Origin of the sequence: Lapillicoccus sp., assembly GCF_039935575.1 — a bacterium.
GTDB lineage: Bacteria > Actinomycetota > Actinomycetes > Actinomycetales > Dermatophilaceae > Lapillicoccus.
Genome location: NZ_JBDTKA010000081.1, coordinates 52,575 through 76,040, shown reverse-complemented (window position 1 = coordinate 76,040; position 23,466 = coordinate 52,575). Strand labels below are relative to the sequence as shown.

Below are 23,466 nucleotides of genomic sequence, written 5' to 3'. Positions count from 1 at the left end.
GCGCTGCCCCTGGTGTGCGGCGGGCGCTGGACGAACGGTCGTCCAGTGAGATGATAAAGGCCAGAACCGACACTCGGGTCGACGATGGGCTCGGCCGACTATGATTACGCCCCGCAGGGGTGCGAGTATCACGCCCCGCAGGGGTGCGCCGGCCGGTGATCTCGGCAGCACGCGTACGAGTAGGCACGGGAATGGGCGGGGGAGCAGTCGCGTGACCGACGTCGTGAGCCCGACGTCCGAGGGTGTCCGTCGCTCTCCGGGCGAGGGGACGCGCTGCCTGACCGTCGTGGTCGGTCCGCGTCGTTACGACATCGTCGTCGACGAGCAGCTGCTCGTGGCCGAGGTCCTCGCGCTGGTCAGCCCCGGCTCGGACCTTGTCGCGATGACGATGGCCGGGGTCGCGCTGCCGCTCGGTGAGAGCGTCACCCAGGCCCGCGTCGCGCCGGGCTCGATGATCCTCACCGCGCCTGCACGCACCCGGCTCAGCACCCCTCGGGTGCGCCGCGACGAGCCCGAGGACCCGGACGGTGCCAGCATCGGCCTGACCGGGGGACTGACTGGGGGTCCGCCGGCCCTGCAGGCAGGTGCGGGGTCACGGGCCGCCGCTCCGACGCCGACCTTCGGAGAGACGAGACAGGTCGTCATCTCCGGTGACATCGTGCCCGGTGGACGCTCCAGCAGGCGGGCCCTGGAACGGTCGGCGCCAGCAGCGCCCCGTGCCGAGGTCGCCGACGTGGCGGCACCGGTCCTGAGGGCCAGGCTCGGTGCCGCGCCGGTCGTCCGCACGCCCCGCCGCCCGGCACCGGGACCAGCGAAGACCCAGGACCTGCGGCAGGCGCGCCGGCGGGCTACTCGTGGCGGTTTCGTCCTGATCGCGGTCACCTTGGCGCTGCTGGCAGCACTGGGGTCGCTCAGGGTCACGGGCGACGCCGTCGGCTGGACCGCGCTCGGCGGTGTCGTCATGCTGGTCGTGGGGCTCGTCGTAGTCCAGCTGGCAGACACGCATCGCGTCGTATGCCTCGTCTCGCCGGTCCTCGGGGTGGTCGGCGGTGTCGCCGGCGCTTCGGCTCTGGCCAGCGGGCCGATGGTGCCGCTCATCGGTGGGTGCGCGGGGGGGGCGATCGTCGCGCTGGCGGGACGGGCCACCGGAGGCGCCGACCGCCATGTCCCGCGTGTCTGGTTGGCGTTCTGCGCATCGCTCGGGGGGCTCGCCCTGGCAGCGCTCGCGCTCGGTCTCTCGGCGGCGGGCGTCGCGGCCATTGCCCTCGCGGTGGTGGCGCTGGTCTCACGCACGGCCCCCGACCTGGTCGTGGACGTCGACGACGACGTGCTGCTCGATATCAATCGCCTGAGCGTCACCAGCTGGTCGCCGCGCGAGGCCCGTCGCCGGCTGCGCCGGGGCTGGAGGATCGACGAGCGCGCCGTCGGAGACCTGGTGCGGGTCGCGAGCATCGAACAGGCGGCGGTGCTCCTCGGGCTGCTGGTCGTGACGGTCGGAGCCTCGGCCGTGCTGTTCGACCAGATCCGCCGGGAGAGCCCACTCTCGAGCGCTCTGCTCCTTACGGCGACGATGGCGACTCTGGCGCTGACGGCGCGGGGGTACCGCCGCCGACGGGACCGGGTCGTGCTCCGGTCGGCGAGCGCTGCCTGCCTCGTCGCCCTGACCGTGCCCTGGGTGATGTCGCTCACGGTGGGTGATGCCGTGGTCGTCGCGGTCTGTGGTGTGGGTGCCGCACTGGTCGCGGCCGCGCTGGCCATTGCGGTGGGCGGGGGTTACCGGTCCTTGTGGGCCGGCCGGATCGCCGACCTCCTCGAAATGGTTGCGCTGGTGAGCGCCCTGCCCCTGGCACTCTGGTCGGCCGGCTTGGTTGCGCGGGCCATGGGGCTGCTGGTCTGAGCTGCCGTCTGAGCTGCCCGCTGAGTTACCCGCTGAGCCCTCCCCGCCACACGGCGTGACTCGCATGCTCAGGGATGCATGAGTACGCGCACTCAAATCGCCGGTCGAAGGCGTGCTCTGGCAGGGAAACCCTTGTGGCTGTCCCGCGGCTGGGTAGTGTTCCCCAGGTCGAGCAGGAGGTTGGGCCGGGTATCACCGACCGGAGAACCTCGCCGACACACCGGAACGAGTTCCGGCCGACGAACGTCGAAACACCACACAAGCCCCGGACTCCGGGGAACGAGGAGGGGTCGTGGCTCAGCAGACAACTGCACAACGTTCAGGCGCACAGCAGGCGGCAGCGGGCAAGGTTCGAGCCAAGGAAGGCGAGTTCCAGGCGACGCTCAACACGCTCCTCGGGCACTCCCAGGCGCTGCGCCCCAAGTACAAGGGCCCCGGCGCTGACGCGTTCTTCGTCCTCGTGAGCGGGTGGCTCGATGACGCCGAGGCGATCGTGAAGGACATGGAGAACTTCGCGGAGAAGCTCGTCTCGCAGGACACCAAGACGAACCAGAGCCAGGAAGAGTCGCAGAACAAGTTCACCAACGCGGCCGCCCGACTGTCTACGACCAAGGCCTGACGGCCAGACTTCAGGAGAAGGGAACACATCATGGGCGGTTCAGGCGACCAGATCCTCATCAGCTCCGGCGAGCTGGAGAACATGGCGACCGAGATCGGCAGCGCGCACAAGAAGCTCGACTCAGGCTTCCAGGAGCTCACCGCGGACTTGCTGCGCACGATGGCCGAGTGGGGCGAGGGCACCGCGTCACGCACGGCCTTCAACGACTTCAAGCGGCGCGTCGACAAGATCTTCGCTGAGATGCTCGTGGCTCAGGCGAAGATGCCTCCGGTCGTGCAGCAGGCGGCGCAGGATGCCACCTCGACCGAGAACTACCTGGCCAACAACGTGTGGAGCGGTTGACACAGCCCGCAGTAGACGACACCGGACGGGCTCGCTCAGCCGAGCGGGCCCACCCGTTGTCAGTAGGGTCCGGCGGGGGTCGACGGGGGTTCGACGGGGGGCCGGCGGGGGGAAGGCAGTGGTCGGTTTGGTCTTTGCCGCATCGTCCGTGACAATTGACCGGCTTGACGAGCCAACAAGGGGTGGAGTGACAAGTGGCCTACAACACAGCCATGTCGCCTGACGGGGTGACCCAGGCGGCAAAGAAGAACGACGCGAACACGGCCGAGGCCCTCAAAGCGGCCCAGGCGGCCGTAACGAGTCTGGTCGCGCTCAAGGGCACGGGCCTGTTCGGCACGTCGCCGGCCGGCAAGTCGACCGGTCAGGTCTTCGACGCCGCGTCGTCGGTGATCGACGAGCTCATCGCCGAGGTCAACTCCGCCATCACCGTGTTGAACGCGAACCTGCATGCGTCGGTCGACGCGGTGGTGAAGAAGCAGGAGTCTGCCCAGGCGGACTACGCCAAGCTCGCCTCGGACAACCAGAAGCGGGTCGACGCGATCGGCCAGACCGGGATCAAGCCCGGTGACCCGGGCTACGTCGCACCGCAGCCCGCCACGCAGACGCTCGCGGACCCCCCACCCTCGGGGACGGGGCAGGACAATCCGGGGACCTCGACGCCTCCCGGCGATGGTTCCGGCACCGGTGGAAGCAACTGACGCCCGGCTGGCGCGCCGCTGATGTCTGCTCGACGAAGTACCCTGCGCGTCGCCACCGCCCTGGTGGCGGCGTTGCTCGGCATGTCTGCACCCGCAGCGATCGCGGCACCTGCCGACACCAGCGCTGGCGTCGGGGTTGCAGCTCTCCCCGCCGCGCCCGCTGACCAGCTGACCGACTGGCAGAAGGGCCAGTGGTGGGTCGACGCGACCAAGCTGAAGGAACGCCACGCTGCCGGAATCACCGGAGCCGGTGTGACGATCGCCCTGCTCAACGGTCCGGTCAGCACCTCGGTGCCGGAGCTGCAGGGTCAGGACGTGCGTCCGACCGCTACCAACTGCCAGTCGCAGGAGGAGAGGTGGGGGCCACTCACCCCGGACGTGCCGCTCAGCAAGACGTCGTTCCACACGACGTCGATGGCCGCGCTGCTGGTCGGCAACGGCAAGGGCAACGGTCCGAACGGGACCGGCGTGCTGGGGGTTGCTCCCGGTGCCACGTTGCGGACGTATGCGCTGTTCAACACCCTCGACCCGGCTGCGCACCAGGACCTCGACTGCGACCCTGCGGCTCTGCCGCAGCTCATCGACCGGGTTGTTGCCGACGGCGCCAATATCGTGGAGATCCCGCAGGGACTCCAGGTAGGCTTCGGGGAGTTCCAAGTGGCAGTCAACCGGGCCATCAACAAGGGCGTGATGTTCGTCATCGGAGCCGGCAACGGTGGGGCGAACAGCATCCCCATGAAACCGGCAAACACCACAGGCTTCCTCATCGTCGGCGGCATCGACCAGAACGGCAACGCGACGGCGGACTCACCCACGAGTCTGACGCCGAACTGGGCTACTGCCCAGCTGCTCGACTCGACCTACGACATCCACGTCATGGCCCCAGGGGTGGATATCATCGCCGGTTCGGTCTTGAACGGCGCGTGGACGTCCGACGTGCTCCAGTCCGGGACGTCGGGTTCGAGCGCGATCGTCGCGGGCCAGCTGGCGCTGATGAAGCAGAAGTGGCCCAAGGCCACGAGCAACCAGCTGCTCTACTCGCTGCTCCGCAACGCTCGACGGACGGCCGGCGCCCCGCCGTGGTCTCCGCGCACCGGGTTCGGAGCGACGTCGTTCCAGGCCACCCTGACGACCGACCCTTCCGTCTACCCGGACGTCATGCCGTTCTACGACATGAAGAACGTCGTCCTGGACAACCCGGTCCCGCCCTTCATCCCGGAGCAGGTCGACGCGAACGGACACCTGCCCACCCCTCCTCCTTCGGGCACTGCTTCCTCGACACCGCCCTCGACCGCCTCCGCTCCCAGCGCCACCAACGGCTCGGCGACCCCTCCGGTCGTCGCCGCGGGTGAGGTCGGCGGGTCCAGCGGCGCCCCGCTCGGCTGGCTCCTCGCGGGGGCTGTGCTTCTCCTGATCATCGCCGCAGTCGTTCTGCTCATCCTGCGGAACCGACGTGCGCACCCGACCATCCATACTCCCGACACCCCGACACCAGCCGTGGGCGTCGGACCCGGAAAGGACACTTCATGATTCTCACTCCCGATGGCGGCGGCGGCGGCGGCCCCTCCGGCGGTCCCAACGAGCAGCAGCTCTTCACGGCGGCCTACACATCGTCGACATACTCGATCGACGACGCGGTCACCAACGTCGACACCGCGAAGCAGAACCTCGACGTCGTCGTGGCGCAGCTGGGACGGCTCGTGCCGCAGCTGCAGGAGTCGTGGAGCTCGCCCGACGGGCAGGCGGCGGCCGCATCCACCAAGGACCTCGCCGCCACGCTGTCGAAGAAGAGCTCACAGCTCAAGTCGACGTCTGTAGCCCTCGTGTCGGCGAAGCAGGCCGTGGACGCGGCGCAGCAGTACTGGTCTCAGGCTCAGCCGCCTCCGGTCGCGCCCACGGCCCCGGACTTGGGGTCGACCGCGACGCCGACGGACGCGATCCAACAGGAGATGCAGTACAACCGCCAGAACACGACCTACACCTCAGCGTCGTCGGCGCGCGAACAGGCCATGCAGGTCCAGTACGCCGCTCTCCAGACAAAGCTGGACAGCGCGTCCGCCGCCCTGGCGCAGGCCAACTCCCTCGAGGTGTGGAAGGACCCGCAGAACCCCGCCGACAACTCGGGGGCCGGCAACGGAGCGACCTCCGCCGGCAGCGCTGGGACCGCCCACACCGGTTCCGGTGGCCCCGGTGGCTCGGGGGGCTCGGGGGTTTCGGGGGGCTCGGGGGCCTCGGGGGGAAACAGCGCGGGCACCGTGAGCTCGACCGGAGCGGGCAGCTACGCCGGCCCGGCCGGTCAGGTGGTCTCTAGCGCCGGTTTCCATCCCGTCGGGGCGACTGCGACGAATACGCTGGGCCACGTGCCCGCGGGCGGCACGTCAGGCGTCGTGGGCGGTTTCCCGACGGAAGCCCCCTCGGTGGACGGCACCCTGGTCGGCAACACCAGTGGCGCATCCGTCGGCGGCGTGGGTGGTCTCGGCGGCGGCAGTGGCGGTGGTCTCGGCGGCGTCGCCAGCGGCCCAGGTACCTTCGCGCCCAACGGCGGGGTCGTCGGCGGGGCTGGCGCGGGCGCCGGCGCAGGCGGCACCCTCGGTTCCGTCTCGGGGGCTGGCTCGTGGGCAGGAGGCGCGGCCGGTGTGGCCGGCGGAGGCCTCGGCATCGCTGCCGGGACTATGGGCATGACGGCAGGACGCATGGGCGGCACCGGCACAGCCGGCGTGATCGGCCTCCCGGGCACGGGCGCCGCAGGGACGTTCGGCGGGTCGTCCCGCGCCGGCGTCGCCGGCGGTGTCGTGCGCGGCGCGGGTGCGGTAGGCGGCTCCGGGGGCACCAACCTCATCGGCGGCACCGGCGGCACCGGCCGATCCGGCGGCACCGGCGGCATGGGCGCGACCGGCCGATCCGTCGGAGGTGTCGGTAGTGCCGGAGGTGTTGGCGGTTCCGGTGGTGCCGGACGCGGCGGGGTCTCGGCCGGCGCTCGCGGCTCGGTGGCCGGCGCGCGCGGGGCTTCTGGCTCGACCGTCGTGGGTGGGCAAGGTGGCGCCCAGGGCGCTGGAGCCCGCGGCGCCGGTGGCCGCGGCGCCGGTGGTCGCTCCGGTGGGGCGGCCGGCCGGGTCGCGGGAGCCGGCGGACGGGCTGCGGGTGGTCGTGCGGGAGCCGGTGGGGTGACCGAGGAGGGAATGGCGGCAGGTCGGGCTGGTGCGGCAGGACGTGCCGGATCGGCTGGGTCCGCCGAGTCGATGACGGGTGCGGGCTCCGGGCGCGGAAACTCCGTGGTCAGTGGCGGCAACGGCGCCACGGGCGGACGCAGCAGCGGGGGTCGGGGCAGTGCGGCTCGCGGCGGCGCGGCTCGAGGCGAGGCCGGTCGCAACGCGGCGGGGCGAGCCGGTTCGGGTGTCAAGGGTGGGACCCGTTCAGGCGCCTCCGGTGTGGCCGGAGGCGGGGCGGGCTCCGGGCGCGGCAAGGACAAGGGCAAACGGCCGCCGACAGACCTGTCGCTCGTCACCGAGAGCGACTGGATCGACGAGGGTGAAACCACGGACGGCGTCATCCGCTGACCGGATAAACTCCGTTCCGGGCGTCCACCTTTCAAGCGGACACTCGGTGGGCGTTGGTGTCGGTGGGCGTTAAGGGCAGGTCAATGGGAGTTCATCGGCAGGTCTCAGGCCGGGTAGGGGAGCAGTACACAGCATGACGACGAACACCCAGGCCACCCAGTCTGCGGACCTGGTCCGGCTGACGGTCTCCGCCGGTGACCGCACCACCGACCTCGTGCTGCCATCGCGGCTTCCGCTTGCCGAGATCCTGCCCGAGGTGGTCTCGCTCGTCGGGTCACTCGACGCATACGAGGCCTATGGCGGCTATGCCTTGGTCGCGACGGGGGGCCGGGCTCTCGACGTGGATGCCAGCTTCCTCGCCCAGGGCGTGCACGACGGAGCGGTCCTCACCCTGGTGACCGGTGCCGAGGCCGAGGAGAAGAAGGTCTACGACGACGTCGTCGAGGCCGTTGCGGACTCTGTCGAGGGACTCGGTGGGGGCTGGACCGCCGACAACTCGCGGATGACCACGCTGGCCATCTCCGCTCTGCTGCTGGCCCTCGGTGCCGTCGCCCTCGTCCTGCAGCGGGGCGGCGGACTGGTCGTGACCGTAGTCGCTGCCGTCGCCTCCGTGCTGCTGTTGCTTGCTGGTGCGGTGTTCGCCCGGGTTCGCATCGACCTCGGCGCCGCGGTGACCGTGCTGGTCGCGTCCTCCGTCTATGCCGTCGTCGCGGCCCTCAGTGCGTTCGCCGGTGACATCCGGCATACGCCACTGCTCGTCGCCGGCCTTGCGTTCGCCCTCGTCGGAGCCATCAGTATGGGGCTGCTGCGCGACCACGCCTGGGCGTTCCTCCCTGGTCTGGTCGTCGGCCTGTCCGCGTCGGCTATCGGCTCGATCCTGCTGGTCAGCACCTTCGACGCCAACAACGTCATCGCCATCGTCGCCGTTGTGGCGGTGATCCTCGGCAGCATCATCCCGTGGTTCGCGCTCAGCTCGTCGCGGACCATGGTGACGCCGATGCAGAGCGAGGGGGAGATTCTCGGCGATCCCCTCGCGGTCGACTCCGACCGGGTCACCCGCAGCGTCGACCTGGCCCATGACCTGGTCCTCGGCCTGTCGCTCAGCGTCGGCCTGGTCCTCATCCTCAGCGCGCCGGCCATCGTCCAGCTCGGTTGGGCGGGTCTGGGCGTCGTCTGGGCCGCCGGCGTGGTCCAGATGATGCGCACCCGCCAGTTCCTGCTCGCCCGCGACGTGCTGGTCGGCCTGCTCAGCGGCGCCCTCGGCATCGTCGCCGGCACCGTCACCGCGCTGGTCCAGCACCCGTCCTGGGGCGTCGTCATCGGACCCGTCGTCGGCGTCGTGGCCGCCGCGATCTTCGTCGGGCTGGCCCTCCCGGACAAGACGACGGTGCGTAAGGGTCGGCTGCTGGACGTCTGCGAGGCGCTGGCCTTGTTCCTGCTCGTCCCCCTGCTCATCATCGGCCTGGGCCTGATCACCGCCCTGCGGAGCTGAGCCGTGGCGAGCAAACGTGACCTCGTCCAGGCGCACGGGTACAACCGGCGGCGCCTGGTCTCGGCGTTCCTCAGCGGGGCACCCGGCGGGCGCGAGGTCGAGAGCGTCTCCCGGTCGCGGCCGGTCGTCGCCGGGCTGGCCCTCGGTGGCTTGCTGCTCGGCGGTGCGGCCGTCGCAGGACTGTTCGCACAGCCCCTCCCTGACGGCTGGGACAACGGCTACGTCGTCATCGGCAAGTCCTCGGCGGCGCGGTTCGTCAGCATCAAGGGCAACCTGCACCCTGTCCTCAACGCCACGTCCGCTCGCCTGATCCTGCCCTCCGACAAGGGGTTCCAGGTCCTCGTCGTCGACGACCAGAAGATCGCCGCGACCCCGCACGGGGCCACGCTGGGCATCCTCGGGGCGCCGGACGACCTCCCTCCGGCGAGCTCGTTGCTGCAGTCCGGGTGGGTGTCGTGCTTCGACGGCAGCAAGGCGGTGACCTCGATCTCCGGCACCACAACGCCCGCGAACGCCGACAAGGCCGGCCTGACGGTCCGGATCTCCGGAGGCGGTGAGGATGTCCGATACCTGCTGTCGGCCGGTCGGCGCTACCGGATCCCGACCGCCGGCTACGACCCCGTCAAGCAGTACCTCGGTCAGCTCGAGACCCCGGAGCCGGTCGCCGGCACCTGGGCCGACCTGTTCAACCCCGGGACCGAGCTCAGCTTCGCTGGGTTCGCCTTCTCCGACCCGGCGGCCGTCGGGAGCCCGCTGCCGCCGCAGCTCACCCTGGACAACAAGATCACCTCGACCGGTCAGCTGGTCGTCAACAAGGACCAGGCCAATGCCATGTCGGTGATGGTCGGCAACGGCACCATCCCGCTCAGCCCCTTCGCCGCCGCGGTCTACCAGGCGAGTGCTCCGGGTGATCTCGGCAAGGCGGTCAGCGTCTCGAACGCCGAGCTGGCCACCGTCCAGCCCAGCGAAACCAAGACCTTCGTCCCGGCCGACTGGCCCAAGGCCATCCCGACGACGGCAAGTGGCATACCGTGCGCCGTCCTGCAGACGACCGCGGGCAAGGCGGCGACGACCCACCTCGCCCTGCAGTCTTCGGAGTCACCGTGGGTGAAGCCGCCCAACGGTCAGCAGGTCTACGTCGCGCCCGGCCGTGGCGCCCTCTTCCGGGCCAGCTCGACGGCCACCGCCGGCCCGGTGTCGGTGATCGACCAGTCCGGTCGGTCCTTCACGATCACCGACCCGTCCGACGAGACGCTGGCTCGCCTGGGCTACAAAGGCACCGTCCCCGCCATCGTCCCCCCGTCCTGGGTGTCCCAGTTCACCGCCGGACCGGCCCTGAGCGAGGCCGCCGTCGGCGCGCCCAAGCTCGACGCAGGGCAGTGACGTGCCGGGCAGTGAGCTGGCCGCCGTGAGACGCCGGCGGTCCGGCGTCCCCGCCGTCCGGCGGACCGCGGCGGTTGCCGTCGGACTCGGGTTGGGCTGGGCGATGGTCCTTCTTGCCCCCGCTCCCGCGAGCGCTGCAGACGACAGCTGCACCGGTACGCGTACCGCGCCGGTCTACGTCCCCGACCAGTCGCCCGCGCTTGCCGCCATGGCCCCCACGGAGGTGTGGAAGATCGCGACCGGTAAGGGTGTGATCGTCGCCGTCGTGGACTCCGGGATCGACGTCGGCAACGCTCATCTGCCCGCCGACTCCGCGGTCCTGCCCGGACGGACGCTGCTTCCCGCAGTCGAGGGATGGACGCCGGACCCTGCGGGTCGTAACGACCTGTCGGGCCACGGCACCGCCGTCGCCAGCCTCATCGCCGGAAGAGCCGTTCAGGGTTCGGGCCAGGTCGGGCTCGCCAAGGACGCCATGCTGCTGCCCATCCAGGTCTTCGGGGTGGAGTCGGTTCCCCAGGGTGGGGACCAGCGGCTCGCCCCGATCGCGCCCACCACGGCCCGGCTCGCCGAAGGGATCCGGCAGGCCGCAGACCTCGGCGCAAAGGTCGTCAACGTCTCCCTCAGTGTCGTCAACCCCGACCAGGGGCTCGCGGACGCGGTCGCCTATGCGCAGGGCAAGGGCGCGCTCGTGGTCGCCAGTGCCGGAGACCGGGGGACGGCCCAGGACACCAAGGACGGACCGCGTTATCCCGCTGCCTTCCCCGGAGTCGTGTCGGTCACCTCGGTGTCCGCCGACCGAACGGTCGACCTGGGCGCCAACATCCAGGGGGACCACATCACCGCGGCCGCTGTCGGGACCGGCCTCAACGCCGCGCTCGGTCACGTGGGTGACTGCCTGCTCACGAACGCGCCGGCGACGAGCTTCGCGACTCCGCAGGTGGCGGCCCTGGCGGCCCTGCTCGCTCAGAAGTACCCAAACGAGGGCCCGGGGCTGTGGAAGTACCGCATCGAGGCGTCCGCCCAGCGACCGCGCGCCGACGTGAAGGATGCTGCCTTGGGGTGGGGGATCGTCTCCCCCTATGACGCGCTCACGATGACCCTGGACTCGAACCGTCCCGGGCCCACGATGCCCGGTCAGGCGGCGCCACCCACGCCCCAGCCCCAGGCGGGGGTGGGGCCCGTCGTGATCGGGGCCGACCCCAACGCCGGGCCACGCCGCGTCGGACTCTGGGTGGCGTTCCTCGCGGTGGCGACCGCCATCGGCCTGCGGCTGGTGCAGGTGCTGCGTCGACGGCCCGCCGGAGAGAGCCCGGGAGAGCGGCCACCCAGGTCTGACGATCGTCCGTCGGGCCAGCCGTCAGTTCACCCGTCAGGGCAGCCGTCGTCTCGGGGTGCCGATGTCGGTACTCGCCCCTAAGGTCGAGATATGAGCGACCAGTCAGAGCAGAGTGCCACCAGCCCCACCGACACCGGGTCCGCCCCGTCAGCACCGTCAGCACCGTCAGCCCCCTCGGCGCAGGAGATCGCCGGGCCGCCCGCCTCGCAGCTCGACAGCAACGACGACGCGGTCAGCTCCACGAGCGACGGCAGCGACACTATCGGCGCTGACCAGCCCGGGCTCGCCTCAGACACGGTCAAGGACCCCAGCGACTGGGTCACGGGTGACGAGTCGATGACCGGAGCCCAGCGCAGCTATCTCGACACCCTCGCCCGACGGGCGGGTGAGCAGCTCCCGGCAGATCTGACCAAGGCGGAAGCGTCGGAGCACATCGACCGCCTGCAGGGCGCCACGGGCACCCCGCGTACCGCGGGCGAAGGTTCCTGAGGAGCGCGTCCCTACACTGTTCGGCCGGTCATGCGGCAGGATTGTCGAGTGAGTGACGCAGGACTGTCGAGTGGATGACGAGGTCGACGGCGGGGTGAACGGCGGGGCGGCCGACGACCCGAGTGACCGTCGGCGCCAGACTCCGCGTCGACCGAACCTGCTCACCCCGGCTTCCCTGGAGGCGGTCGCGGGGTCCGTCGACCCGATGCGCGAGATCGAGGCGGCACACGAGACCGCTGCGGTCCTCGTTCACGCCGGACGGGCCTCCGACGACCCGGGTCTGACTGCTCGGCTGGTGGGCCTCGTCGAGGAGCTCGGGCTGTCCACCGTCGCCGATCTCTGGGCGCACCGACCGCCGCGCAGCCTACCCGGAGCGCTGTGGCGGCTCTACGTGCTGCGCGAGTGGGTACGTCGCTCCCCCGAGGAGGCCAGCGCGGACTACGCCGCGGGGATGCGGTTCGCGGACGTGGACCATGCCGTGGCAGGGGCGGCCGACCCGCCGGGTCCGACCGAGATGACCGCGGTCATCGACACGATCCTGACCGGGGTCTTCCAGGGTGACCTGGCCGTCGCCCTCGAACGCGCCGCGTCGTTCTGCCGGGTCGTGGCCGCCGGCCGAGCGGACCGATCGGAGGGGGAGGAGTCGGCCGACCGCGCCGCCCACCTGCTCGACACGGCCGAGGACCTCAGAGCCGCCGCCTCTCTCTGGCGGCGGGGCGACCTGGTCTGACACCAGCGTACGAGTGACGACAGCTGCGGGGGCCACAGCACGCAGAAATCCACCACCGGAAGGCGTCGACCGCGGGATTCGGGTTATATTTGTCGGGCGTCGGGCCGTGGTAGCCCCGGGTCCCAACTTGCGCCGCTTCGAGCGGCCGCGCGCCGTGAGGCGCTTCCCGGCCCGACGTCCTCTTGACTGCAGTGCAGGCCTCGTGGCCCCGAAGCTCGGTGTCGCGTCAGGTGGGCGACTGGGTCACCGCGGCGTGGTCGGCGTGCTTGGGCTTGTCCTGGATGTGCCGGCCCAGGTCCTTGCGGGCCCGCTCGCGGGAACGCCGTGCCGGGCCACGCCACCCGCACCGGTCACAGCTGCCGAACGCGAACGCCCCGCGCTCCTCGAGACCCGCCGGCATCATCGTGGGTGGTGGCGTCGACCCGTTTTCGTCGGAACCGGATCCGTCGGCGGTGCGCTTGTCCTTCTTCTGCTTGGAACGTTTGCCGAGGCCGGTGGATCGGGGGGGCATGGCGCCCATGATGCTCCACGCGGCGACGGACCTTCCACCGTGCGCGCGTACGCTGCGGGCATGGTCAGTGAGGATCCAGGCGGGGACGAGCTGCGAGACGCCGCCCTCTACGACGAGATCGAGCTCGTGGGCCAGCTCGTGGTCGCGGCCACCTCAACGTCCGAAAGGATGAGCCAGCAGGAGATCGACCGCCTGCTCGGAGTGGGACGCGGAGACTGACCTCCGCCCCCACACCCGTTCACCCACGTTCACCGGGAGTTCCCTTGTGGTCCCCCGCGCCGACGCATACCCGTAGGCTGTCCCAGGCCTCGAACCGGCCTTGGACCGACCGACCGGAGTACCCGACGTGGCGTTTCGCCTCACCCCCAAAGAGGACAGCTTCTACGACCTCTTCGCCGTCTCCGCAGGCCACCTCGTCGAGGCGGCTCGTGAGCTGACCGGCCTGCTGGAGGTCCAGGACCCGGAGGGTCGAGCGGCCATCGTCGAGCGGATGCGCGACCTCGAGCATCTCGGCGACGAGGCGACCCACGAGATCATCCGCCGCGTCAACAGCTCGTTCATCACCCCGTTCGACCGTGAGGACATCCACTTCCTGGCGTCCCGGCTCGACGACTGCATGGACCACATGGAGGAGGCCGCCGACCTGGTCGACCTCTACAAGGTGACCGACCTGCCCAAGGGCGTCGCCAAGCAGATCGAGATCATCGGCCGGATGGCCGAGCTGACCGCCACCGCCATGCCCCGGCTGCGGTCGATGCAGGACCTGTCGGAGTACTGGGTCGAGATCAACCGGCTCGAGAACCAGGCCGACAAGCACTACCGCCGCCTCGTGGCCGCCCTCTTCGAGAACCCCGACGCCATTCACGTGCTCAAGATGAAGGACATTGTGACCGCCTTGGAGTCTGCGGCCGACGCCTTCGAGGGTGTCGCGAACACCATCGAAGGCATCGCCGTCAAGGAGAGCTGACCCGAGGTGGAATGGCTCCCCGTGGCCATCGTGACCTTGGTCGCGATGGGCTTCAACTACACGAACGGCTTTCACGACGCCGCCAACGCGATCGCGACCTCGGTGTCGACGCGCGCCCTGACCCCACGCATCGCGCTCGCGATGGCTGCGGTGGCCAACCTCGCGGGCGCGTTCTTCGGCACCAAGGTCGCACAGACCGTGGGGAGCGGGATCATCGACGCACCGCAAGGCTCAGACGGCCTATGGCTGGTCGGCGCGGCCCTGGTCGGCGCCATCGGGTGGAACCTGCTGACCTGGTGGAAAGGCCTGCCGTCGTCCTCGTCGCACGCGCTGATCGGCGGCCTCGTGGGGGCGGCGCTCGCGGCATCGGCCCGGGTGAAGTGGGACGGCGTCCTGGACAAGGTCGTCATCCCCATGGTCCTGTCCCCGATCGCGGGGATCGTTCTCGGTTATCTCGTCATGACCATCCTGCTGTGGAGCTTCCGCAAGTCCAACCCCTACAAGGTCTCTCGCGGTTTCCGCTACGCCCAGACTGCATCCGCAGCAGCGATGGCCTTCGGCCACGGCCTGCAGGACGCGGCCAAGACGGCCGGCGTCGTGGTGCTGGCGTTGACCATCGCGGGCTACCACGACGGACCCGGTGTCCCGCTGTGGGTGCTGGTCCTGTCGGCGATCGTGATCAGCGCCGGCACGTATGCCGGTGGCTGGCGGATCATGCGGACGCTCGGGCGGCGGATCATCCACCTCGACCCGCCGCAAGGGTTCGCGGCGGAGGTGACGGCTGCCTCCATCCTCTACGTCGCCGGACTGTCCTTCGGTGCGCCGATCTCGACGACGCACACCATCACCTCGGCCATCATGGGGGTCGGCGCCACCAAGCGGCTGTCAGCCGTCCGGTGGAGCGTCGCCGGATCGATCGTGGCTGGCTGGGTGCTCACCATGCCGGGCGCGGGTCTGGCCGCGGCCGTGACGTACTGGGTCTCGCTCCTCGTGCACTGATGCGCACTGACCGACACACAGGCGATCGGGTCAGCCGAAGCGGCCGCTGATGTAGTCCTCAGTTGCTTGTTCGGTCGGGTTGCTGAAGATGTTCTGGGTCGTGTCGATCTCGACGAGCTTGCCGGGTTTGCCGGTCGCAGCAAGGTTGAAGAACGCCGTCCGGTCGGAGACCCGGGACGCCTGCTGCATGTTGTGGGTGACGATGACGATCGTGTAGTCCGCCTTGAGCTCGGACACCAGGTCCTCGATGGCCAGCGTGGAGATGGGGTCCAGGGCTGAGCACGGCTCGTCCATCAGCAGAACCTGAGGACGCACCGCAATCGCCCGTGCGATGCACAGCCGCTGCTGCTGGCCACCGGACAGGCCCGCACCCGGCTTGGCGAGGCGGTCCTTGACCTCGTTCCACAGGTTGGCGCCCTTGAGGGACTTCTCGGCCGCCTCGTCGAGCTGCTTCTTGTTCTTCAGCCCCCCGAGCCGTAGGCCGGCGACCACGTTGTCGTAGATCGACATGGTCGGGAACGGGTTGGGACGCTGGAAGACCATGCCCACCGTGCGGCGCACGGACACCGGGTCGACCGACGGGGCATACAGGTCCATGTCGTCGAGCATGACGCTCCCCTCGACCCGCGCTCCGGGGATGACCTCGTGCATCCGGTTCAAGGTGCGCAGGAACGTCGACTTGCCGCAGCCCGACGGCCCGATGAAGGCCGTGACGGTGCGCGGCTCGATGGTCATCGTGACGCCCTCGACTGCCTTGAACTCGCGGTAGTAGACGTCGAGATCCTTGACGTCGATGCGCTTGGCCATTGATGTTGCCGTGCCTTTCGGGGGCGGTCAGTTCTTCACTCGGGCAAAGCTGGCCACGAAGCGGCCGATCAGGTTGATGACGAGCACGATCAGGATCAGCGTGCACGCCGCGCCCCACACGCGCTGCGCGCTGACCGTGTCACCGCTCATGAACCGGACGTTGGTGTTGATCAGGGTCGGGAGAGCGGCCATATTGCCGCTGAAGGGGTTCTGGTTCAGGTACTGGGTGTAGGCGGCAAGGAGCAGCAACGGAGCGGTCTCGCCGGCCACCCTGGCGAACCCCAGCAGACCACCGGTGATGATGCCCGAACGGGCGGTGGGGATGACGATATGCAGGATGGTCTTCCACTTGGGGACGCCCAACGCATATGACGCCTCACGCAGCTCGTTGGGGACGAGCCTGAGCATCTCCTCGGTCGAACGGGTGACGACGGGGATCATCAGCAGGACGAGGGCGAGGCTCGCGCACAGGGGGATCAGCTGGAGCCCGAACGTCGTCACCCACACGGCGTAGATGAACAGGGCCGCGACGATGGAGGGCACCCCGCTGAGGATGTCGACCATGAAGCTGACCACCTTCGTCAGCCGGCCGCGGCCGTACTCGATGAGGTAGACCGCGGTCGCGATTGCGATGGGGATCGCGATGATCGAGGTGATCGCCGCCATGGTGAGGGTGCCGACGAGGGCGTGCCGCATTCCGCGGATGCTGTCGTCGAAGCCTGCGGCGCCGACCCCGGACTGGTCCTTGAGCCACCAGGTCGCGGACAACATGACGGTGAAGCCCTTGGACACGACCGTCCACATGATCCAGACGAGGGGCACGAGGGCAAGAAAGAATGAGGACCACATGACGACCGCAGCGACCGTGTTTGTGGTCGTGCGGCTCGCCGAGCGGTGTGCCGCCAGGCTGGGGACCGCCACGCGCGGGGCGGCCACGGCCTCGTTGGACGTGCTCATTCGGAGAACGCCGCTCTGCGAGCGATGACGACTCGGGCCGCCGCGTTGACGACGAAGGTGAGGATGAACAGGACGAGCCCCGCGGCGATGTAGGCGCCGGTGCCGAGGCCCGGGGTGAGCTCGGCCGCGTCGGCGGCGATCTTCGAGGCGAACGTCTCGCCGCCGTTGAACAGCGACCACGTCCACTCTGTGCCACCGGGGAGTGCGGAGAGGATGAGGAGCACGGCGATGGTCTCTCCCAGTGCGCGTCCGAGGCCGAGCATCGAGGCGCTGATGATCCCGGCGCGCCCAAAGGGCAGGACTGCGATGCGGATCGTCTCCCACTTCGTCGCCCCGAGAGCCAACGCGGCCTCCTGATGTGCACGCGGAGCCTGGGCGAACACCTCACGGGTGATCGCCGTGACGATGGGCAGGACCATCACCGACAGGACCAGACCGATGAGGAAGATCGTCGTCCCACCGGTGACCGTGCCAACGGGCCGGAAGAACGGGATCCAGCCGAGCCAGGTCCCCATCCAATTCTGAATGGGGACGAACTGAGGGGCAACCACGTAGGCGCCCCAGAGTCCGTAGATGATCGACGGGACAGCCGCGAGCAGGTCGACCAGAGCGGCCGCGGGCTTGGCGAGCCACGTCGGCGCGTACTGCGTGATGAACAGGGCGACGCAGATCGACACGGGAACCGCCACGACCAGTGCGACGACGGATGTCGACACCGTGGTCCACAGCAGCTGCAGGATGCCGAAGCTCATCGGCTGGGCGGTGACCCAGTCGCGCGAGGTAACAAAGTTCGCGCTGTTGGCGAGCAGGGCCGGGATCGCCTGCGTGACGAGAAAAATCGCGATGAGCACGACCATGGCGACCACCAGCAGTCCGGAGCCGGTCATCAGCCACCGGAAGATCCGGTCCGCGCGCTGGGTGGACACGGCCCCGTCTCCCAGGCCGCTGTGGTGCTGGCCTGGCGAAGGGAGCTCTTCGGTGACAAATCTCCCGGATATCGAGGTCATCGACCTAGGCTCCGATCACGACTCCCGGTCGACGGACGTGAGTGCCGCCGACCGGGAGAGGGTGGTGAGTGGTCAGGAGATGGCCGCGACAGCGGTCTGCACCTTGGACTGGATCTCCTTGGGAAGCGGGGCCGAGCCGACCTTGGTCAGGGTGCTCTGGAACGCGTGCGAGGAGAGGAAGGTCAGGAACGCCTTCACCTTGGTGCCCTTGGCGGCGTCGGTGTACTTCGAGCAGACGATCTCGTAGGTCACCAGGATGATCGGGTAGGCGCCGGACGCCTTGGTCGCGTAGTCGATCTTGAGGGCCAGGTCGTTGCCCGTGCCGGCAACCTTGGCGGCGCCGACCGCAGCGGCCGCGGATTCGGCGGTCAGCTCGACCGGCCCCGAACCGGAGTCGATCTGGGCCATCGACAGCTTGTTCTGGATGGCGAACGACCACTCGACGTAGGTGATGCCGCCGTCCGTCGCAGCGAGCGCCTGGGACACGCCGGCACTCTGGGCCTTGCCCTGCCCGACGCCACCCTTCCAGGTCTTGTCATGCGGGGCGGTCCAGCCGGAGGGGGCGACCGTGTGCATGAAGTTGGTGAAGTTGTCCGTGGTGCCCGAAGAGTCGGACCGGAAGAACACCGAGATGGGGGTGGTCGGCAAGGTTGCGCCGCTGTTCTTAGCCGCGATCGCCGGGTCGTTCCACGCCGTGATCTGGCCCGAGAAGATCTTCGCGATCAGATCCGGGGTCAGGACGAGCTTGTCGACGCCTTTGAGGTTGTAGGAGACGGCGATCGGGCCGGTCACCATGGGCAGGTTCCAGGCCTCGGAGCCGCAGGAGGCCTTGGCCTTGTCCGGCTCGCCCTTGTCGGCGTTGAGCGCGGAGTCCGAGCCGGCGAAGTCGATCTGGTTCGCGAGGAACGAGGTGATGCCCGCGCCGGACCCGGTCCCGTTGTAGGACACCTTGGCCTCTGGGCAGATGCCTTGGTATGCCGAGGTGGCCTGCTGGAACGCGTTCTGCTGGGCGGTTGAACCGGCCGCAGACAGCGAACCGGAGAAGCAGCTGGTCGCGCTGGTGCTGGTGGCGGCGCCGCTACCGGCGGCCGGGGCGTCGGTGTTGCTGGCGCTGCCGCAGGCGGAAAAGGCCAGGGCGCCGGTCAGGGCGACGGCGCCGATAGCGCTGGTACGGATGAGTCGCACGAGATTCGTCCTCTTTGTCTCACATCGGGGTCTGGGTCGCCCATCAGGGCGGGGACTGTCACCGCCCCCGGCGGCTCGTCCCAGACCGCACGGTAGAGCCCTCGGATGACGGGACGTCCCTGCTGGGTTAACGACGGGTGAACGGGGCCCAAAGGCTTGGGACCACGCGGTTTCCGTGCAGAGGACCGGCACCTCAAGAGCTGGTACGGCTCAGGGCTGGTGACGTTCCACGGCGACCACCCGCGCCCCTCCAGGACCGGCTCCGGTCCCGACGACGTGACAGACCAGCACCTCGCCCTTGGCCATCGCCTCGTCGGCAGCAGCACGCAACGCATGGTCGGCCTCCGGGCCGCCGTCGGCCGCGAGGTCGACCCGGTCGCGCAGGCACTCGAGCAGGCTGGGCAGGAGCGGCCCGTGGCTGCACGCGGCGGCGGCCGCGCCCCGTTCGAGGACCCGCTCGAGGTGGTGGAGGCTGCGGCCCGGGTCGGCGGTGAAACCTTCCTCGGACAGGCCGTCCTTGAGCTTCACGGGCAGTCCGGCGGTGGCAGCATAAGGGCGCAGCGTGGCGGCGCACCGGGCCGAGCTCGACGAGACCAAGCGCGTCACCCCGTATGCCGCGAGCAGGGGCACGATCGCCTCCGCCACCGCGGCGCCGCGGGTGTCGAGCGGTCGAATGCGGTCGTCACCGTGCCACGCGGAGCGCGACCTGGCATGCGCGTGCCGGATCAGGCAGAGCGGCCAGGTCGTGAGCCGCCCGGACGCGTCCGCCCGGACCACGCCCCTCAGCTGCTCACGGTCGCGGGCGTAGTCGAGGCGGTCGTGAGCCGCGGCCACCTCCAACCAGGCGACCTCGTCGATCTCGTTCTCCAGACGGCCCGAACCGCCGATGACCTCCGAGGCCCAGTAGCGGACCTGCTTCGACGCCGGCTGCCCCGTGCGGTCGAGCACCGTGTAGCTCACCGGTGGGAGCGGCATACCGAGGCGGACTCGAAATCCGGTCTCCTCCAACGTCTCTCGGGCAGCCGCTACGGGCCAGTCCTCACCCGGGTCGAGCTTGCCCTTGGCCCAGGACCAGTCGTCGTACTTCGCTCGGTGCACCAGGGCAACCTCGAGGTGGCCGCGACGACGACGCCACGGAACGGTGCCGGCCGCCGGGACGACCGTGTCGTGAGGGCTGCTGAGTGGGGCCACGAGCTCGGAGGGTCGCTAACGGCGGCGCGCCTTGCGGCGCCGTTTGAGGTGGGTCTCGATCAGGGCGGACTGCACGTCGACGAGGGGCTCCCCGTCGTCGCTGCGGTAATGGCGCGTCCACCTGCCATCGGCGGACAGCTCCCAGCGCGAGGTGGTTTCGGCGGTGCCGCGGTCCAGCAACGAGGTGATGTCCGCGATGTGGGCCGGGTCGGCGATGCGTAGCAACGCCTCGACGCGGCGGTCGAGGTTGCGGTGCATCATGTCGGCGCTGCCGATGAACACGATGGGCTCGCCGTCGCCGCCGAACCAGAACACGCGCGAGTGCTCGAGGAACCGGCCGAGGGTGGACCGGACGGTGATGTTCTCGCTGTACCCGTCGACACCAGGTCGCAGCGCACAGATGGCCCTGGCCCAGATGTCGACGCGGACACCGGACTGCGAGGCGCGGTAGAGCGCGTCGATGATCTGCTCGTCGACGATCGAGTTGACCTTGAACACGATCCGGCCCTTGCCGGACTGTTCGTGCCGCAGCGTTTCTGCCTCGATCTGCTCGAGCAGCCCGGTGCGAACCGTGCGGGGTGCGACGAGCAGCCGCTTGAACCGGCTGCGTGGCGCGATCCCCGAGAGCTGGTTGAAGAGCCGAGTCAGGTCCTCGCCGACCTGCGGGTCGCAGGTGAGGACGCCGAGGTCCTCGTAGATGCGCGCGGTCTTGGGGTTGTAGTTGCCGGTTCCGATGTGGCAGTAGCGGACCAGGCTCTCGGCCTCCTGCCGCACGACCAGGCAGAGCTTCGCGTGCGTCTTCAGCCCGACGATGCCGTAGACGACGTGGACCCCGGCCTGTTCGAGCTTGCGCGCCCAGCTGATGTTGTTGACCTCATCGAACCGCGCCTTGATCTCGACGACGGCCAGTACCTGCTTACCGGCCTCAGCGGCGTCGATCAAGGCGTCGACGATGGGCGAGTCTCCGGAGGTCCGGTAGAGGGTCTGCTTGATGGCGAGGACCCGGGGGTCGGCCGCCGCCTGCTCGATGAACGCCTGCACCGACGTCGAGAACGAGTCGTAGGGGTGGTGCAGCAGGACATCCTTGGAGCGCACGGCGGCGAAGATGTCGTTGGCCTTGGACGACTCCTGCGGGGAGAGGTCGGGGTGGGTGAGCGGCACGAAGTTGTCGTACTTGAGGTCGGAGCGTTCCAGGTCGCCGACGATGAACAGCGAGATCAGGTCGAGCGGCGCCGGGAGGCGGTAGACCTCGCTGGAGCTGATCTGAAGCTCTCGGCGGAGCAGGTCGAGAACGTGGTCGTCGATGTCCTCCTCGACCTCGAGCCGCACGGGTGGGCCGAACCGGCGGCGCGTCAGCTCTTTCTCCAACGCCGTCAGCAGGTTCTCGGCGTCGTCCTCCTCGACCTCGAGGTCCTCGTTGCGCGTCACCCGGAAGGTCGTGTGCTCGTGCACCTCCATGCCGGTGAACAGCTGGTCGAGGTGGGCGGCGATGACGTCCTCGAGCGGGACGAACCGGACCGCGTACTCTCCGTCGTGGGTCTCGGCCCCGACGCGCAGCAGCCGGGGGAGGAGCGGGGGCACCTTGACGCGAGCGAAATGCTCGTTGCCGGTCTTGGGGTTGACCAGCGTGACCGCGAGGTTGAGCGACAGCCCGGAGATGTAGGGGAACGGGTGCGCCGGGTCGACCGACAGCGGCGTGAGGACGGGGAAGATCTGCTCGGTGAACAGCTCGGACAGCGGGGCGCGCTCGGCCTCGGTCAGCTCTCCCCAATGGGTGAGCGTGATGCCCTCGGCGGCCAGCGCCGGCCGGATCTCGTCGAGGAACACCTTGGCCTGGAGCCCCATCAGCTGCTGCGACACCTCACCGATGGCCTCAAGGACCTCGCGCGCCTCCAGCCCGGAGGCCGAGCGGACCGCCAGGCCGGCGGCGATGCGCCGCTTCAGGCCGGCGACCCGGATCATGAAGAACTCGTCGAGGTTGTTGGAGAAGATCGCGAGGAACTTGACCCGTTCGAGCAGCGGCACTTCGTCGTCCATGGCCAGCTGGAGGACTCGCTCGTTGAGCTGCAGCCAGGAGATCTCGCGCTCGAGGAACCGGTCGGCGGGCAGGTCCTCGGTGCGGATGAACCGACCGTTGGCTCCGCGTGCCGGTACTGTCGCTGGCGAGCGCGTCGCCGGGATGGCGCTGGCCAGCGAACGGACTACGGGCAGCTGGTCAGACCCGTCGGCGGCCGCCGCGCTCGCCCTGGTCGACAGAGACTCGTCGGACGGTCCAGGGTCGTGCGTTGTTCCGGCCGCGCGCTCGGAGACGTCGGTGCTCATGAGGTCATCGTTCCACCCTCGGGCGAACTCTGAGCCCTGCGGGCTGTGGAGTTCGTCGCGCGCGCATACATCCGGTCGACGGAGCGCGGGGTGAACCCCAGACTGCGATAGACCCTGAGCGCGGCCGGGTTGTCCCCGTCGACGTAGAGGATCACGTCGCGCAGCCCGAGACCAACGAGGTGGTGGAGGCCGAGGAGGGTGACGGGACGTCCTAGGCCACGGCCCTGGTATGCCGGGTCGACCCCGACGACATAGACTTCGCCGACTCGGGCGGGACCCTTCTGACCCGCCTCGTGGACCTTGGTCCAGTGGAAAGCCGCGACCCGGTCCGGCTCGTCGGCGGGGACCACGAGAAACAGCCCGGCGGCCTCGAACCACGGTTCCGCCATCCTGGCTCCGAGGTCGGCGCGCGTCATCCGGCCCTGTTCCGGATGGTGCACAAAAGCCGCTGCGTTGACGCGTACCCATTCGTCCTCGTCTCGGCCGGTCTCGAACGACCGTGCCGTCAACCCCTGTGGCAGAACGACATCCGCCAGCGCCGGGGGTTCGTCCAACCGGCGACCGAGCACCCACAGCTCACGCACGACCACCAGATCTCGCGCTGCCGCAAAGGCTGCGGCGGCCGGCACGTCCCCGTGCGCCCAGACCCGCACGTCCTCAGGCAGGTCGGTGAGCAGCTCCGACCCGACGCCGGCGCGTCGGTGTTCCGGGTCGACGACCAGCTCGGCCGTCCCGTCGGCCAGCTGGGCGTACCCCGCGAGGTCGGCACCGACATACACCAGCCGGTGGCTCGCCCCCAACCCACGTAGGGCGAGGAGGGACCGCTCCGAGAGGGCTCCGGTCCCGTCGAGTGCGGCGGCGCTGTCGACGAGGGCCAGCACGGCATCGCGTTGGTCGTCGGTCAGCGAGGGCGAGGGCTTGCTGGGGGTCGGCACGTCAGGAGTTTACGAAGCCGACGCACAGGAGCCCTCGCGTAC

The 23,466-nt window shown here is 69.7% G+C and carries 22 protein-coding genes; 14 read left to right on the top strand and 8 right to left on the bottom strand.

The window, feature by feature from the left end:
* The first annotated feature begins 211 nt into the window (after window positions 1–211).
* From ABI385_RS10490 to ABI385_RS10440, 11 genes are all read left to right on the top strand, one after another.
* The gene (locus ABI385_RS10490) at window positions 212–1,897 is read left to right on the top strand and encodes a hypothetical protein (protein WP_348103695.1); all 1,686 of its coding nucleotides are present in this window, start codon (window positions 212–214) and stop codon (window positions 1,895–1,897) included.
* Window positions 1,898–2,189: 292 nt separating this feature from the next.
* Complete coding sequence (locus tag ABI385_RS10485) at window positions 2,190–2,516, top strand: hypothetical protein (RefSeq protein ID WP_348103694.1); 327 nt, start codon at window positions 2,190–2,192, stop codon at window positions 2,514–2,516.
* A 30-nt stretch (window positions 2,517–2,546) separates the two neighbouring features.
* Window positions 2,547–2,858 carry a hypothetical protein gene (locus tag ABI385_RS10480; protein ID WP_348103693.1) on the top strand — a complete coding sequence of 104 codons (312 nt, stop codon included), beginning with the start codon at window positions 2,547–2,549 and terminating at the stop codon, window positions 2,856–2,858.
* Window positions 2,859–3,085: 227 nt separating this feature from the next.
* Window positions 3,086–3,556 carry a hypothetical protein gene (locus tag ABI385_RS10475; protein ID WP_348103692.1) on the top strand — a complete coding sequence of 157 codons (471 nt, stop codon included), beginning with the start codon at window positions 3,086–3,088 and terminating at the stop codon, window positions 3,554–3,556.
* A gap of 21 nt (window positions 3,557–3,577) precedes the next feature.
* Window positions 3,578–5,086 (top strand): S8 family serine peptidase, encoded by a 1,509-nt coding sequence (locus ABI385_RS10470; RefSeq protein WP_348103691.1) that lies wholly within the window; start codon window positions 3,578–3,580, stop codon window positions 5,084–5,086.
* Window positions 5,083–7,113, top strand: a complete 2,031-nt coding sequence (locus ABI385_RS10465; RefSeq protein ID WP_348103690.1) for a hypothetical protein — start codon at window positions 5,083–5,085, stop codon at window positions 7,111–7,113. The genes ABI385_RS10470 and ABI385_RS10465 overlap by 4 nt, the downstream gene beginning before the upstream one ends.
* Window positions 7,114–7,246: 133 nt before the next feature.
* Window positions 7,247–8,605, top strand: a complete 1,359-nt coding sequence (gene eccD, locus ABI385_RS10460) for a type VII secretion integral membrane protein EccD (protein ID WP_348103689.1) — start codon at window positions 7,247–7,249, stop codon at window positions 8,603–8,605.
* A gap of 3 nt (window positions 8,606–8,608) precedes the next feature.
* Complete coding sequence (gene eccB, locus ABI385_RS10455; RefSeq protein WP_348103688.1) at window positions 8,609–9,988, top strand: type VII secretion protein EccB; 1,380 nt, start codon at window positions 8,609–8,611, stop codon at window positions 9,986–9,988.
* Window positions 9,989–10,013: 25 nt separating this feature from the next.
* Window positions 10,014–11,405 (top strand): S8 family serine peptidase, encoded by a 1,392-nt coding sequence (locus ABI385_RS10450; RefSeq protein ID WP_348103687.1) that lies wholly within the window; start codon window positions 10,014–10,016, stop codon window positions 11,403–11,405.
* Window positions 11,406–11,585: 180 nt separating this feature from the next.
* Window positions 11,586–11,813 carry a DUF3072 domain-containing protein gene (locus ABI385_RS10445; protein ID WP_348103705.1) on the top strand — a complete coding sequence of 76 codons (228 nt, stop codon included), beginning with the start codon at window positions 11,586–11,588 and terminating at the stop codon, window positions 11,811–11,813.
* Window positions 11,814–11,907: 94 nt separating this feature from the next.
* Window positions 11,908–12,543 carry a hypothetical protein gene (locus ABI385_RS10440; RefSeq protein ID WP_407068258.1) on the top strand — a complete coding sequence of 212 codons (636 nt, stop codon included), beginning with the start codon at window positions 11,908–11,910 and terminating at the stop codon, window positions 12,541–12,543.
* A 226-nt stretch (window positions 12,544–12,769) separates the two neighbouring features.
* Here the strand turns inward: ABI385_RS10440 and ABI385_RS10435 are convergent, their stop codons facing one another.
* Window positions 12,770–13,054, bottom strand: a complete 285-nt coding sequence (locus tag ABI385_RS10435) for a hypothetical protein (RefSeq protein WP_348103686.1) — start codon at window positions 13,052–13,054, stop codon at window positions 12,770–12,772.
* 60 nt (window positions 13,055–13,114) lie between these two features.
* On the opposite strand from ABI385_RS10435, the gene ABI385_RS10430 reads away from it, so the two are divergent.
* The 3 genes from ABI385_RS10430 to ABI385_RS10420 all read left to right on the top strand — a co-directional run bounded on the left by ABI385_RS10430 (window position 13,115) and on the right by ABI385_RS10420 (window position 15,020).
* A complete protein-coding gene (locus tag ABI385_RS10430) occupies window positions 13,115–13,273 on the top strand; it encodes a hypothetical protein (protein WP_348103685.1) in 159 nt (52 codons plus the stop codon).
* A 127-nt stretch (window positions 13,274–13,400) separates the two neighbouring features.
* On the top strand, window positions 13,401–14,021 hold the full coding sequence (locus ABI385_RS10425) for a DUF47 family protein (protein ID WP_348103684.1): 621 nt from the start codon (window positions 13,401–13,403) through the stop codon (window positions 14,019–14,021).
* 6 nt (window positions 14,022–14,027) lie between these two features.
* A complete protein-coding gene (locus ABI385_RS10420) occupies window positions 14,028–15,020 on the top strand; it encodes an inorganic phosphate transporter (protein WP_348103683.1) in 993 nt (330 codons plus the stop codon).
* Window positions 15,021–15,050: 30 nt separating this feature from the next.
* On the opposite strand, the gene pstB is transcribed toward ABI385_RS10420, so the two are convergent.
* The 7 genes from pstB to mshD form a co-directional block, all read right to left on the bottom strand.
* Window positions 15,051–15,827, bottom strand: a complete 777-nt coding sequence (gene pstB / locus ABI385_RS10415; protein ID WP_348103682.1) for a phosphate ABC transporter ATP-binding protein PstB — start codon at window positions 15,825–15,827, stop codon at window positions 15,051–15,053.
* A gap of 27 nt (window positions 15,828–15,854) precedes the next feature.
* Window positions 15,855–16,784, bottom strand: a complete 930-nt coding sequence (gene pstA, locus ABI385_RS10410; protein WP_348103681.1) for a phosphate ABC transporter permease PstA — start codon at window positions 16,782–16,784, stop codon at window positions 15,855–15,857.
* Window positions 16,781–17,710, bottom strand: coding sequence for a phosphate ABC transporter permease subunit PstC (pstC, locus tag ABI385_RS10405; RefSeq protein WP_348103680.1), 930 nt, complete (start codon window positions 17,708–17,710; stop codon window positions 16,781–16,783). Before pstC ends, pstA begins: the two co-directional genes overlap by 4 nt.
* Before the next feature lie 153 nt (window positions 17,711–17,863).
* Complete coding sequence (gene pstS, locus ABI385_RS10400; protein ID WP_348103679.1) at window positions 17,864–18,976, bottom strand: phosphate ABC transporter substrate-binding protein PstS; 1,113 nt, start codon at window positions 18,974–18,976, stop codon at window positions 17,864–17,866.
* 210 nt (window positions 18,977–19,186) lie between these two features.
* Entirely contained in the window at window positions 19,187–20,167 is a 981-nt protein-coding gene (locus tag ABI385_RS10395) for an NUDIX hydrolase (protein WP_348103678.1), read from the bottom strand.
* A gap of 15 nt (window positions 20,168–20,182) precedes the next feature.
* Window positions 20,183–22,489: an RNA degradosome polyphosphate kinase gene (locus ABI385_RS10390; RefSeq protein ID WP_348103677.1), complete on the bottom strand. Its 2,307-nt coding sequence runs from the start codon at window positions 22,487–22,489 to the stop codon at window positions 20,183–20,185.
* Window positions 22,486–23,424, bottom strand: coding sequence for a mycothiol synthase (gene mshD / locus ABI385_RS10385; protein ID WP_348103676.1), 939 nt, complete (start codon window positions 23,422–23,424; stop codon window positions 22,486–22,488). Before mshD ends, ABI385_RS10390 begins: the two co-directional genes overlap by 4 nt.
* Between the last annotated feature and the right edge of the window lie 42 nt (window positions 23,425–23,466).

What these genes read in the sequence shown, in the direction of transcription:
- ABI385_RS10480 (WP_348103693.1), top strand. Translation starts at nt 2,547, where the DNA reads ATGGGCGGTTCAGGCGACCAGATCCTCATCAGCTCCGGCGAGCTGGAG.
- ABI385_RS10470 (WP_348103691.1), top strand. Translation starts at nt 3,578, where the DNA reads ATGTCTGCTCGACGAAGTACCCTGCGCGTCGCCACCGCCCTGGTGGCG.
- ABI385_RS10465 (WP_348103690.1), top strand. Translation starts at nt 5,083, where the DNA reads ATGATTCTCACTCCCGATGGCGGCGGCGGCGGCGGCCCCTCCGGCGGT.
- eccD (WP_348103689.1), top strand. Translation starts at nt 7,247, where the DNA reads ATGACGACGAACACCCAGGCCACCCAGTCTGCGGACCTGGTCCGGCTG.
- ABI385_RS10435 (WP_348103686.1), bottom strand. Translation starts at nt 13,054, where the DNA reads ATGCCCCCCCGATCCACCGGCCTCGGCAAACGTTCCAAGCAGAAGAAG.
- ABI385_RS10430 (WP_348103685.1), top strand. Translation starts at nt 13,115, where the DNA reads ATGGTCAGTGAGGATCCAGGCGGGGACGAGCTGCGAGACGCCGCCCTC.
- pstB (WP_348103682.1), bottom strand. Translation starts at nt 15,827, where the DNA reads ATGGCCAAGCGCATCGACGTCAAGGATCTCGACGTCTACTACCGCGAG.
- pstA (WP_348103681.1), bottom strand. Translation starts at nt 16,784, where the DNA reads ATGAGCACGTCCAACGAGGCCGTGGCCGCCCCGCGCGTGGCGGTCCCC.
- ABI385_RS10390 (WP_348103677.1), bottom strand. Translation starts at nt 22,489, where the DNA reads ATGAGCACCGACGTCTCCGAGCGCGCGGCCGGAACAACGCACGACCCT.